The organism is Roseburia sp. 1XD42-34 (genome assembly GCF_009917385.1).
Classification (GTDB): Bacteria; Bacillota; Bacilli; order Bacillales; family Amphibacillaceae; genus Virgibacillus.
In genome coordinates this window covers 1-11,887 of the sequence record NZ_QWLJ01000064.1, presented here as the reverse complement: position 1 = coordinate 11,887, position 11,887 = coordinate 1, and the positions used below count along the sequence as shown (strand labels likewise).

General features: G+C 37.1%; 14 protein-coding genes. 3 read left to right on the top strand and 11 right to left on the bottom strand.

Annotated elements, in window-relative coordinates:
* From D1839_RS19500 to D1839_RS19485, 4 genes are all read right to left on the bottom strand, one after another.
* The coding region (locus D1839_RS19500) for a hypothetical protein (protein ID WP_286164794.1) at positions 1–1,410 on the bottom strand (1,410 nt) is incomplete at its 3' end.
* A complete protein-coding gene (locus tag D1839_RS19495; RefSeq protein ID WP_120380236.1) occupies positions 1,407–1,718 on the bottom strand; it encodes a hypothetical protein in 312 nt (103 codons plus the stop codon). The genes D1839_RS19495 and D1839_RS19500, both read right to left, overlap by 4 nt.
* Positions 1,719–1,742: 24 nt before the next feature.
* Entirely contained in the window at positions 1,743–1,967 is a 225-nt protein-coding gene (locus D1839_RS19490) for a hypothetical protein (protein WP_120380235.1), read from the bottom strand.
* Positions 1,967–2,674, bottom strand: a complete 708-nt coding sequence (locus D1839_RS19485; RefSeq protein WP_158589654.1) for a DUF4176 domain-containing protein — start codon at positions 2,672–2,674, stop codon at positions 1,967–1,969. Before D1839_RS19485 ends, D1839_RS19490 begins: the two co-directional genes overlap by 1 nt.
* Before the next feature lie 835 nt (positions 2,675–3,509).
* On the opposite strand from D1839_RS19485, the gene D1839_RS19480 reads away from it, so the two are divergent.
* The gene (locus D1839_RS19480; RefSeq protein WP_158589653.1) at positions 3,510–3,668 is read left to right on the top strand and encodes a hypothetical protein; all 159 of its coding nucleotides are present in this window, start codon (positions 3,510–3,512) and stop codon (positions 3,666–3,668) included.
* A gap of 272 nt (positions 3,669–3,940) precedes the next feature.
* On the opposite strand, the gene D1839_RS19475 is transcribed toward D1839_RS19480, so the two are convergent.
* The 7 genes from D1839_RS19475 to allD all read right to left on the bottom strand — a co-directional run bounded on the left by D1839_RS19475 (position 3,941) and on the right by allD (position 10,385).
* A complete protein-coding gene (locus D1839_RS19475) occupies positions 3,941–4,573 on the bottom strand; it encodes a bifunctional 4-hydroxy-2-oxoglutarate aldolase/2-dehydro-3-deoxy-phosphogluconate aldolase (RefSeq protein ID WP_120380233.1) in 633 nt (210 codons plus the stop codon).
* A gap of 26 nt (positions 4,574–4,599) precedes the next feature.
* The gene (locus D1839_RS19470) at positions 4,600–5,553 is read right to left on the bottom strand and encodes a sugar kinase (protein ID WP_120380232.1); all 954 of its coding nucleotides are present in this window, start codon (positions 5,551–5,553) and stop codon (positions 4,600–4,602) included.
* Positions 5,554–5,558: 5 nt separating this feature from the next.
* Complete coding sequence (locus D1839_RS19465; protein ID WP_120380231.1) at positions 5,559–6,470, bottom strand: dihydrodipicolinate synthase family protein; 912 nt, start codon at positions 6,468–6,470, stop codon at positions 5,559–5,561.
* Between the two features lies 1 nt (position 6,471).
* The gene (locus D1839_RS19460; RefSeq protein WP_120380230.1) at positions 6,472–7,746 is read right to left on the bottom strand and encodes a TRAP transporter large permease; all 1,275 of its coding nucleotides are present in this window, start codon (positions 7,744–7,746) and stop codon (positions 6,472–6,474) included.
* Positions 7,743–8,267 (bottom strand): TRAP transporter small permease, encoded by a 525-nt coding sequence (locus D1839_RS19455; protein ID WP_120380229.1) that lies wholly within the window; start codon positions 8,265–8,267, stop codon positions 7,743–7,745. Before D1839_RS19455 ends, D1839_RS19460 begins: the two co-directional genes overlap by 4 nt.
* A gap of 65 nt (positions 8,268–8,332) precedes the next feature.
* On the bottom strand, positions 8,333–9,346 hold the full coding sequence (locus D1839_RS19450) for a TRAP transporter substrate-binding protein (RefSeq protein ID WP_183030232.1): 1,014 nt from the start codon (positions 9,344–9,346) through the stop codon (positions 8,333–8,335).
* 22 nt (positions 9,347–9,368) lie between these two features.
* Positions 9,369–10,385, bottom strand: a complete 1,017-nt coding sequence (gene allD / locus D1839_RS19445) for an ureidoglycolate dehydrogenase (protein ID WP_120380228.1) — start codon at positions 10,383–10,385, stop codon at positions 9,369–9,371.
* A gap of 211 nt (positions 10,386–10,596) precedes the next feature.
* Between allD and D1839_RS19440 the strand changes: the two genes are divergently transcribed.
* Together D1839_RS19440 and D1839_RS19435 are read left to right on the top strand one after the other, a co-directional pair.
* On the top strand, positions 10,597–10,983 hold the full coding sequence (locus tag D1839_RS19440) for a helix-turn-helix domain-containing protein (RefSeq protein WP_120380227.1): 387 nt from the start codon (positions 10,597–10,599) through the stop codon (positions 10,981–10,983).
* Positions 10,984–11,266: 283 nt separating this feature from the next.
* Positions 11,267–11,641: a helix-turn-helix domain-containing protein gene (locus tag D1839_RS19435; RefSeq protein ID WP_120380226.1), complete on the top strand. Its 375-nt coding sequence runs from the start codon at positions 11,267–11,269 to the stop codon at positions 11,639–11,641.
* The last annotated feature ends 246 nt before the right edge of the window (positions 11,642–11,887 follow it).

The window sequence follows — 11,887 nt, the reverse complement described above, 5'->3', positions numbered from 1 at the left end:
TCTTCCTAATTCATCCGTTGTGTATTTATACCCGTCTTGTGTCACATAGCGGACATTAGGTACAAGTTCTTTTCTTCCTCTTTTTCCTTTTGTAAAGTGATCGCCATAGTTTACTTCATTTATTTCTTTAAGACCATTAACCTTATTACCCGTACCCTTACTCTCTACCCTTTCCTCTTCGCCATTCTTCATATTAACCATCTGCGTATTAACGTGATTTTCAAGATCTTTATCTCTAAGTATAAAACTTACGCCACCAGTTGAAACTGCATATTTCTCACCAAAAGAGAACATATCTGCTATTTTAGCCATTTCGGCTTTTGCTGCATCTATCTTTTCCCGATAGTAATTGCCACTGAAAGGCTTTTCATCTAATAACTTCGGTGCTTTTCTTACTGCACCTGCAGCTAGTCTTGCAGCTCCTGATACTCCTTTGACAGCCCAACTACCTGGTATTAAGGCAGGGATGGTTGCACCAGTGACATACATAATACCTTCTCTTTCCACGGTATCGGTGAAGGCTTGGGCAGTGGATTCCACCGCACGCATAGGGTCTTGCATAAATTGTAACGCAGCTTGTGTATAGGCATCAACTGTTTCATTTGCACTTTCTTTTAACCAAGATGGTTCAACGGGGTCAGGAACAATGCCAGATACGACCACAATACCTGTGTCCTTGGCAACGGTCAGCAATCCCATGACCAGGCTTGCAATACTATTGGCAAATCCTTTTTCCAAATCATCTACAGCTTTGTTTATACTACTGACAACATCCCATACGCCTTCAAAGAAATTCGTATATTTCCTTTTTACATTTCCAGCCAAGTTATTGTATTCATCATCCGCATTTTCAAATCTTTTCACCTTGGAATGATAAAGATCCCACAACTCGTCCATATGACGTTGCAGCTTTTTTTGGGTTGATTCAATGCTCGTTTGAATTCTTTCCATATGGCGTCGGTTGATCTCACTTGCTTCTTTTTCTGCATCCGTCGGGTCAACAAACATGCCGAAAAATGAAGCAGGTTGCTGATAACTTTTGTTTAAAGCTTTAAACAGATTATTGGTAATCCCGCCCTCTATTTGCTTTAAATTCGCCCAGATGTCATTACGATCCACACGCATCATCGTATTTCTTGAAATCGGTGAAATATATCTCGTCGTGTCTGTTACGTAATTTTCAAATAACGATAATAAGTCATCAATTTGTATTTCGTAATCAGCGATTTTTTCTTTAGAAGTGTGAATATTTTGGTCCCATGCCTCCACACTTTTCCCCTCATTTGTTTGCATAAAGGCAGTCACTTTATCCAGCGAATGATCCATTTTTTCTAAAGCACGCTTGTATGTGCGTAGTTCGCCAATAATATCATCTAAAACCCCATAATTAATTTGTAAGTCACGCTTCACGAGCCATCACCGCCAATGGCCGCCCCAAGTTCTTCGTCCACTTCCTTCATTCCCTTGAGTAAGGCTACTCCGGCTTGATGGATTTCTTCCATTTGTTTGCTCAAATCCTGATTCACATCATTATTCATGTTATCCAGTAAACCATCCATCTTAGAAATAAAATCCGAATGAAATGATTTAAGCCGATCCCTCGTGTTAGAGCGAAAATCCGTTGTATAGCCCTCAAAATCATCGATTGCTGCTCGTAACTCATCAATGATTTTTTGCAGTTCTATAAAGTCGACTTTAATTTTTTGTCCAGATACCACAAAACCCCTCCCATTATCAAAAAACTAGCGAAAATGAATGGACTCTATTTCCGCAATTAATTGATTAAGTTCCCTCACCATCTCATCCACAATCGCTCCCATATGCTCCTGTACAGATGCATTTTCTAAATCCATATCGGCAAAATTTTGCTTGATTTCCTTACGTGCATCTTTCAAATTGTTAACAATCCCTGAATCCCATCCTCCGTACAACAGACCACGGCAAAAATCGCGATCATATAATGCCATCACATACCACCCACTTTTAGTTCCATATTCATCTCCTGCTGTAATTTAGACATATCATGCTCAGAAAATTCAATTGAGTTCATATCTTTTTCAACAATAAATTCCTGCTTCATTAAGAATACAAACGCTTCCTCCATCTCATCCTGATACCCACGATGAATCACTCTTTTTATGAGTGGTGCGGTAAAATTAATTTTCGCTCCCGCCTTGATCTCACCAACTGGATATAGAATACCAACATAAGGAAAATAACTTTGATAATTTTTTGGACTGACAAAGCGCCCCGTAATCACTACTTTAGAAGGAGAAGCATTATTTTTATCTGGTTTAAAATAGGTTGGATCAAGCTCCACAATCGTTCCAAGTGGCAGGACTTCCCTCATAATCTCTATCGTATTCGCTAAAAGCTCGAATAACCTATCTTGCTGCAAGGAAAACTGCTTATTTACATACGTAATAGTGCAATAACCTTCTTTTTGGTTAACTGAAACAATCCCATGATCCCACTCTATGTGAGCATTAGATTGCTTTCTCTTGAGGGTTAAAAATATGTCATATAGCATCTTCTTTTCACGCAAGCACAACTGAAAAAAATCTCGTACGTTCTGACCGACTTGCAAGTCTAAATCAGTGCTGTATGATTGGATCAATTGGTCTACTTTCTTTAAAGCGAGACTTACTAATTGTTTTTGCATACGTTCCGTCATAAAAATCCGCATCTCCCTTTCCTATTCTGGAATAAACTACTTGTTACCCTAACAATGAAATTCAGTGGGTATTGTTTCCTTAAAACTCGCACTCTAGTAAATTAGATGCTTGTTTTCTCCTTTGAATAGTTATATTTCAGTTGTTGAACTGTAGAAGCCCCATTTTTCTATTTGTACTCCTCAGTTATTTCTTCCCTCTTATTAAAGTGACTCTTCACTTCGTAAGTACTTTCTTCCCTTCCAAATGTAAATAAATATAATTCGGACTTTTGAATTACGTGGCCCCCTCTGTTTATCTTCTTAATTTCATCCTATAGAATGAAGGTATTATTTCCAATTTTTTCTGTAACACGCACAGCTTAGCCATTTTATTCTATATATTCATCTTAATGCTAAAATTATCCATCCACAACGTGCTATTTTCCTAATTTTATATGAATATTTATAACTAAATAAATATGAATAAGGTACTTTTAACTTAGAAATCATTTCCATTATTTCTGCTTTCTAGGCATAAAGTGAATCTTTCATCAGTAGGGGTTTTCATTTATCCCCAACTGATTGTTAGTAACCTAAAGGTATGTCCGAAAGGCCTGCACGAAACAGTACATTTAGGTGCTGTTATCTCTTACTTAGACTTGTTGCTGTATAGATTATCTAACTCCTAAAGTATGAGTCTTACATACGGGATAAAATACAAAAATTAACAGAAATTAGCTTGACGACGCCTTTTACCTTTGGTTAAATTAACATTGCATAAAAATAGGTCTTTTGAACTAAATCAATGGTTCTAAAAATAGTTTAATTCACTATAGGGGAGAGTTATGAAGAGGGGATGCTTTACTTTAACAAAGAGAAGCAATTAAAGGTAAGAAAATATGAAGTAACTGCTGATGAAGGGCTTTTAGATGGTGTAAAAAAGCTATCTGTCAAAATAGACGGGGAAAAAGAATTAAACTTAGATGCAAATAAAAATGATACGCTAATCTTATAAAAAATCACAGACCGCCCTGTTCAAAAGGGCAATCAATTTAACCTATATTAAAGGCATTGCTATTACCATCCGCCTTATAGGAAAGCTTTCACAAACCCCGTTCTTCGTTCTAACTATTATTTTGTCTTTTATGATACTTTCTTCAAGAAGATAAGATGGTGGGAGTTAGTTTATAACTCCCACTGAAGATCAAATAAAGAGTTCATATAAGTACTCATGTCTCTGATTTCTACTTTTTCTATTTCACACTTTTTAAACATTGCTTATTATTCCTATCCACGCGCATATTGCACTATCTCTACAAATTGCTTTGCTACATCAGTCAGTGCTTGCCATTTATTGTCTTCCACATACTGCTTATTTAATAAAGAGCTACCAACCCCTATCGCCGATGCACCAGCACGAATGTAGTCTACTACATTTTCTAGATCAATCCCTCCTGTAGGGATAATTGGGATATCCCTAAGAGGAGCTTTCACCTCTTTAATAAATGTCGAGCCTAATACCGAGGCTGGGAAGATCTTTACGGCATCCGCTCCCCATTCACAGGCTCGGATTATTTCCGTAGGCGTCATCACACCTGGAATAGCAATTTTCCCATGCTTTTTAGCCGTTACAATCGTTTCTTTATTTAATGTAGGAGCAAAGATAAATTCAGCTCCAGCCTCTATTGCCTTAGATGCAGCAGTTTCATTTAAAACTGTTCCTGCACCTACAATTACATCAGAACCATATTTTTCTTTTACCTCTTTCATTAAAGCAAATGCATTCTCTGAATCAACGGTAATTTCAACGCCTGTAATCCCCCCTTTTACTAATGAATCAATAACATATAATGTCTTCGTTGGGTTTATCTTTCGTACGACCGCAATGATGCCTGATTTTATTAATTGATTAAATACCATTGCACCTATCTCCTTGCTTGTATATATTACCGAATGACATCATGCTTGCCATACATAAACTGTTCCATAGTCTGCTTATCAGGCAAGCCCTCGACATCGCCATACGTAGAAACTACCATTGCACCAATTACAGCTCCAAGACGTACAGCCTCCTCCAATGACTGCTTTTCTAATAACGCTGCTAACACACCAGCTGCAAAGCCGTCACCCGCACCAACTGGATCAACAACACGCTCCACCTTGTAACTTGGAATAAACCCTCTTTCACTTCCATCCATCGCATAATGCACCCCATTAGCACCATCTTTCAATACAACAAAGCCTACATTTTTATGGCGGAAATAGGTTAGTATTTTATTAATATTATCTGTATTCAATAGCGTCACTGCCTCATCTAAGCCTAATAACAAAATATCACTTTGTTCTGCCAAGTAAAACAGCCGTTCTTTGGCAATTACTGGATTGCCCCATAGTTTTTTTCGAATATTAGGGTCAAAGCTGGTCATGATACCATTTTGTTTTGCAAAGCGGAAAAGCTGCTTGCTAACTTCCCAGCAACTTTCACTTAATAGTGGTGTAATACCAGTAATATGAATAATTTTCGCTTGTTTGATATATTCCCAATCTATATTTTCCATCGTTAGGAGACTAGCGGCTGACCCTTTACGATAATAATAAACGCGTGCATGTCCCTCACGAACTCGCTCTTTAATATACACTCCTGTTTGTGCCTTGTTAGTCCTGACCACACGTGATGTATCTACATTCTCACCTCGGATAAATGCTTGCACATAATCCCCTAATGCATCTTCACCAAGTTGACTGATCCAACCGACTTTCTTATTTAAACGTGCTAAGCCAATTGCTAGATTAGATTCTGCTCCACCAATTCGTTTACGGAATGTATCCACATAACGAAAGGGGCCATCGAAAACTGGATCGAATAGAACCATTGTTTCCCCTATAGTTATAACATCCAAACCATTCACCTCTTCTCGATTAAACCAATTTGTCGTAAAACGTTTCTTATCTGCTCTCGTTTTTTTTCACTAACCATTCTAGCAGGCGGCTGCACATAGGTCGGAATGTCCAAACCGCACATTTTGGTTGCCTCTTTTACCACATTAATAAATGGAATTTCTAATTGATATAGTGTAGGTATTTGAGTTAACTTCTGATGCAGCTCAATGGCTGTTTTATAATTTCCCGTTTGAAAAGCTTGATAGAGATCAACTGAAATCTGTGCTGCAAAGTTTACACTTGCAGAAATAGCACCATCCCCTCCAAGAGCTAACGTATGAAATAAATGATCATCAAACCCTGCTAACACGGAAAAATCAGGGTTTTCTGCTTTCACTGTTGTAATCATGTCCCGAATATGTGCTGTGCTATCAATTGTTTCCTTAATACCGACAATATGCTCGTGCTTTTTTACAAGACGAAGAACCACATGAGGCGGGATGCTTTGCCCCGTCAAAGCTGGAAAATTATAAAGTAAAATTGGTCCTTCTACAGCATTTGCTATCTCGTGGTAATGGAGATAAAGATTCTCTTCAGATAATCCCCAGTAGTAAGGATTAATAACGACAACTCCATCCGCATTTTGATGAAATGCATGGTGACTGAGTTCAATTACTTCTCGTGTATTTGTACTTCCAGTTCCAATTAAAACTGGCAAGCGGTTGTCCACATATTGGATAACAAATTCAGCTATTTCTTTTCGCTCATTAGACGTTAGTTGTGTAAATTCTCCACCACTCCCAAGGAAAAATAAACCATCTACATTACTATTAATTAAAAAGTCAATAACCTTCCCCATACTCTCCCGGTCAAACTTCCCTTGCTGATCAAACATGATCGATACAGGAGGTATAATCCCTTTAAATGTCACTGCCATATTAATCCACCATCCATTCTAAAGGTACTGTGATAATTTCTGGAAATAACGTAAGTAAGAACAGCACGATTATTTCCACAAGTAAAAATGGCCAAATTCCTTTTGTAACATCAATAATGCTAACTTTTGCTATACCTGCTCCAACATAGAGAGCTGTCCCAACTGGCGGTGTAATTAAACCAATGGATAAATTAATAACCATCATAACTCCAAAGAATATAGGATCTATCCCAGCCCCTTGAACAATAGGCAATAGTACCGGTGTGAAGATCAATATAGCAGGTGTCATATCCATCACCATGCCAACAATTAATAAAAACAACATAATAAGTAATAATAATACAGTTGGATTATCTGTAATCCCCCCAAAGCCTGAAGCTAATTGGGTAGGAATTTGTGCTATTGTAATCACATAAGCTGTTAACATTGCTGCAGCAGCTAAAAATAACACAACCCCAGTTGTTTTAGCAGTATTAATAAACACTGCCGGTAACTTCTTTATAGAGATTTCTCTATAAAGAAAGCTAATTACTAAAGCATACATGGCTGCAAAGACACCTGCTTCTGTTGGCGTAAAAACACCACCGCGTAGTCCAATAATAATGAATAGTGGCAATATTAATGCTAAAAAAGCACGTTTTGCACTTAACCAACGTTCTTTCCATGTTGCTTTATCAAATACTACGGTATCGTCTTTTCGGGAAACAAAATACCAAGCAACCATTAAACCAATACCAATTAACAGTCCCGGTACAATGCCTCCCATAAATAGCTTAGTGATGGAAACTCCACTTATAACACCAAACAAAATTAAAGGGATACTTGGTGGAATAATGGTACCAATAATACCAGTAGAAACTAATAAACCTGTTGAACGTTTAACATCATATCCATTAGCAACCATCATTGGTATTAAAATCGCACCTAGAGCGGCTACATCGGCTACTGCGGAACCAGAAAGTCCTGCAAAAATAACTCCTGCAAAGATAGTTACATATCCAAGACCTCCACGAATATGCCCTACAATGGAGATGGAAAAATCCACAATTCTCTTCGAAACCCCACCAGCATTCATTATTTCACCTGTCAGTATAAAAAAAGGTATCGCCATAAGCGCAAAATCATTTGCGCCACTAACTAAATTTTCAGCAATTACAACTGTATCAAATATCCCCATCCCAAGCATCATTACTACGCCACTAATCATCATCGCAAATGCAATTGGAGCTCCTAGCAATATTAGTAGGAATAAAGATATTAAAAATACCCAAATCATTTGAAATCACCACCATTTGACATGGATGCTTTATCCAACATCCAAGCAGGTTTTCCTTTATTAAAGAAAAGGACCTGAATGGCTTGATAGATACTCATTCCAATAATAGAAACGGAAGCTAACGCCCCTCCTATATATAGAGTATTTAGGTGAATTCCTGAAGCTGGTGCTTTAGCACCTTTATTCAACTCCATTAAACCAGTTAGTCCATCTAAAAACAAAATCATTATTCCAATAATGAAAATATTAGTTAATAAAAAAGTTGCTTTTTGAATTTTTTCAGGGAGTTTGCTAACTACTAAGTCCACGATAATATGGGACCCTTCTTTAAAAGCTACCACAGCCCCTAGAAAAACAAGCCATACAAAAGAATAACGTGAAAGCTCTTCCGACCAAGTTATCCCAGAATGGAACAAATAGCGCATAACTGCGTTTAAAAACACAAGTAACACCATTACAGAAAGAATAAGCACAATGGAACCATTTAATAATGCGTTTATTGCCTTACTCAGTTTTTTCATTTCCTACTCACTCCTACTAATAAGCTCAGGTCTTAGACAATGAGTTTCTATTCTTTTAAAGCTGATTACTTCTTACTTGCTTCAATTGTATTTTTCAATTCCTCAGCCCAATCATATTCTTCATAGAGCTTTTCATATAACGGGTTCATCGCTTCCACCATAGCTTGTTTCAATTCTTCACTAGGTTCAATAATGGTCATCCCTTCAGCTTGCAGCTCTTGTTTAATCTCTTCTTTCGATTCTATTGCTAATTCCCATTGATAGTCAGCTGCTTTCTTGGCTGCGTCGCGAATAACTTCTTGAGTTTGTTCATCTTGTGTATTAAAGAAATCTGCATTCATTAGGTAAATATTTGGACTGAACATGTGATTTGATTCTAAAACATGAGACTGTACCTCATAAAATCCAGATTCTTTTAAAGTAGCATAGGGATTTTCCTGACCATCAATGACGCCTTGTTCTAGAGCGGTAAACACTTCGGATAAAGGCATTGGTTGCACACTTACGCCTAATGCTTCTCCTGTCCTAACAAACATATCAAAGTCCGGCATACGAAGTTGAAGCCCTTTAAAGTCCTCCATTGATTCTATAGCACGATTACTCGATATTACTCGAAATCCATTCACCGTCCATTCCAGTGGTTCCACGTCTAGCTTTTTGAATTCGTCTTTTATTTCTGAACCAGCTTCTCCGTCTAATACCTTTCTAGCTTCCTCATAGTTATCAAATAGAAACGGCCATTCTAAAGCACCTATTTTGGGACTTGCTGATTGAAGACCCATTCCTGCAATAACCATCTCGATTGAACCATTACGAACTCCATTCGTAAACTCTTCTTCCGCACCCAATTGGCTATTAGGATATATTTCTACCTTCAACCGACCATCTGTCCCTTCTTCTACAGCAGGAACGAATTTTTCTTCTAATGCTATATGTTGTGGATGGCTTTCTGCAAAATAATGAGCAATTTTCAAGGTTTGTTCTCCTTCTCCACTTTCCTTATTACCACTCCCACACGCAATAAGCAATAAAGATAAGACTAGCGTACTTATCAACATTACATATTTGATTTTAATCATTGTTTTTCCCTCCCTCAATAAATTAACTATTTTCCGTAAGATATTTGTAAATAGATTCAGCTATAGGAATACCTTCTTTAAGTCGTGTTTCTTCTTTTAGCTGTTCTGGCTCCCCTGGAACCATTACTTTTTCATACCCCTCTATCGGAGACATTTCATGCAATTCGTTAATCATTTGATCCATACTTTGTAAAAAATATTCTTTATCGGTAAAAGAAGAGGGATTTATAACCATAAAAAAATGGCCTAATTTACGTAGCTCATTTAATTGTTCATACATTGGCTTAATGTGCGGTCCAAACGCCATACCTGCAAGTAGTCCCGAAAACACATCAACTACCATCCCTAACCCATAACCCTTCGCACCTGCCATAGGAAGTAGCGCTTCTGCTTCATGGGGGTTTGTTGTTGGTTTTCCGTTTTTATCTACTCCCCACCTTTCTGGTATCCTCGCTCCTATTTCACGTGCTTGAAGTACCTTTCCAAAGGCAACACTGCTGGTAGCCATATCAAGAATAACAGGTTTGTATTGTTTTGCTGGAATCCCATAGGCAATTGGATTGGTTCCGAAAAATTTTTCTTTTCCTCCAAATGGCACAACCATTTTATCAGCTTGGGTCATTGCCATGCCAATTAAATTTTTTTCTGCCGCTTGCTTTACAAAATAAGATAAAGCACCACAATGACTACTGTTATAAGAAACTACTGCACCAACTCCTGTTTGTAACGCCAGTTCAATCGCAGTTTCCATGGATGCATTTGCAACAATATGACCTAACCCGTTATCTCCGTTAATTTTTGCAGTGGATGCTCCAGTCAGCTCCTTTTCGAAACAAGGATAAATATTTACCCCTCCTGCCTTGATTCTGTTAACATAATGCTCTGTCCTTAACACCCCATGAGAGTGGACCCCTCTTAGGTCAGCGTGGACAAGTACATCTGCTACTGTTGAAGCGTCGGATTCAGCAACCCCAACATCAATAAATTTATTAACTACAAACGCTTTCAATTTTTCGTATGAAACGATAACATCTGACATATACTTCCCCCCAAAAAATCCAAATATTTTTTAAAAGTATTTTTGATGTTCCAGACCATTACACTAAATTCTTACTCACTTCTACTTTCCTCTCCCTTCCCACAACTTTTTATTGTTATAGGTATTATACTACAATTTTTAATTGATTAAATCAAGTCAAACAATTTTAGCTTGTATAATTTTTTTAAATCATTTTTTAGGAGGTGAAAATATGTATAGCTTTAGCGAACGATTAATAGACTTAAGAGTAGAAGCTGGGTACAGTCAAAAAGAAATAGCCGCAATGTTAAATATGACGGCAAGTGCTTATGGATACTATGAGCAAGGAAAAAACGAACCTTCCATTAACACCTTGAAAAAAATAGCAACAATATATAACGTTTCCACAGATTATCTGGTTGGTACTATTGATACTCCAACACATCAAATTAACTTTTTCATAACAGAGCATTTTTCTCTAACTGAATCAGAATTGACTGTTGTTAAACAAATGAAAGAAAAGCAGCTTTTCGCTGAAATGGAAGATAATCCAATCGTAAATGTAGACAAACTTGTTCGTTTTTGGACATTTTTAAAAAAGGAAATGAACAGTGGATAAGCAAGAAATAATGGAATTGTAAATTACGTGCAACCTTGTTTAATTCTCCAATTTATAAACACCTTCAGCTAAATACTTACTTCATGACGCCATATCATTTTGACACCACAGCTATATATGAAATTATGGCATAGTTCTCCATCGCCAGAAGTTTTAAATATTACCTTTTACAACAACCCCCCGTTGTAACATACGATTATCCCCAATTTTTAATTGTTAAAACAAAAACACCCAATTTCTAATTGTATAATTCTGTTAAAACACCATTTAAAGGGGGTAAGACATGTACAGCTTTAGTGAACGTTTAACAGATGTACGAGTTGAAAACGGGTTTGGGCAAAAAGATATTGCCGAAAAATTAAACATAACTACAAGTGCGTATGGCTACTACGAACAAGGAAAAAACGAACCATCTATTGAAACTATCCGAACACTAGCAAAGCTGTTCGACGTCTCCACAGATTATTTACTAGGTCTGATTGATCAACCCAAACACCCCATAAATTTTACTATAAAAGATGATTTCACATTAACGGATTCAGAATTGCAAACCGTAAAACATATGAAAGAGCAGCAACTACTAAGTGAATTAAGTGTGAATCCTGTTGAAAATGTGGAAAAACTGACGAAGCTGTGGAAATTTATTAAAGAGTTATAGAGCTCGGTGCGAGGTTACAGAGATTAAAATTATTTGATTGTTTTGGTGCGAACCTGAAGTGCACATAAAAACCCCAGGGTATTCGCACCATTATTTCATTAATTTTTTCCAATATTTGGTATAAAATACATGTTATTAAGATTGGTTTATAATATTTTTCTTTTTAATAGGTCATTTTTTAATGTTTTTTGTAAACTTTTAGGAAAAAATCGCTGTCGCACCTTGTATAGGTGCGTGGATTGAAAT

What these genes read in the sequence shown, in the direction of transcription:
- D1839_RS19455 (WP_120380229.1), bottom strand. Translation starts at nt 8,267, where the DNA reads ATGAAAAAACTGAGTAAGGCAATAAACGCATTATTAAATGGTTCCATT.
- D1839_RS19465 (WP_120380231.1), bottom strand. Translation starts at nt 6,470, where the DNA reads ATGGCAGTGACATTTAAAGGGATTATACCTCCTGTATCGATCATGTTT.
- D1839_RS19450 (WP_183030232.1), bottom strand. Translation starts at nt 9,346, where the DNA reads ATGATTAAAATCAAATATGTAATGTTGATAAGTACGCTAGTCTTATCT.
- D1839_RS19480 (WP_158589653.1), top strand. Translation starts at nt 3,510, where the DNA reads ATGCTTTACTTTAACAAAGAGAAGCAATTAAAGGTAAGAAAATATGAA.
- D1839_RS19475 (WP_120380233.1), bottom strand. Translation starts at nt 4,573, where the DNA reads ATGGTATTTAATCAATTAATAAAATCAGGCATCATTGCGGTCGTACGA.
- D1839_RS19490 (WP_120380235.1), bottom strand. Translation starts at nt 1,967, where the DNA reads ATGGCATTATATGATCGCGATTTTTGCCGTGGTCTGTTGTACGGAGGA.
- D1839_RS19485 (WP_158589654.1), bottom strand. Translation starts at nt 2,674, where the DNA reads ATGACGGAACGTATGCAAAAACAATTAGTAAGTCTCGCTTTAAAGAAA.
- D1839_RS19460 (WP_120380230.1), bottom strand. Translation starts at nt 7,746, where the DNA reads ATGATTTGGGTATTTTTAATATCTTTATTCCTACTAATATTGCTAGGA.
- D1839_RS19435 (WP_120380226.1), top strand. Translation starts at nt 11,267, where the DNA reads ATGTACAGCTTTAGTGAACGTTTAACAGATGTACGAGTTGAAAACGGG.
- D1839_RS19440 (WP_120380227.1), top strand. Translation starts at nt 10,597, where the DNA reads ATGTATAGCTTTAGCGAACGATTAATAGACTTAAGAGTAGAAGCTGGG.
- allD (WP_120380228.1), bottom strand. Translation starts at nt 10,385, where the DNA reads ATGTCAGATGTTATCGTTTCATACGAAAAATTGAAAGCGTTTGTAGTT.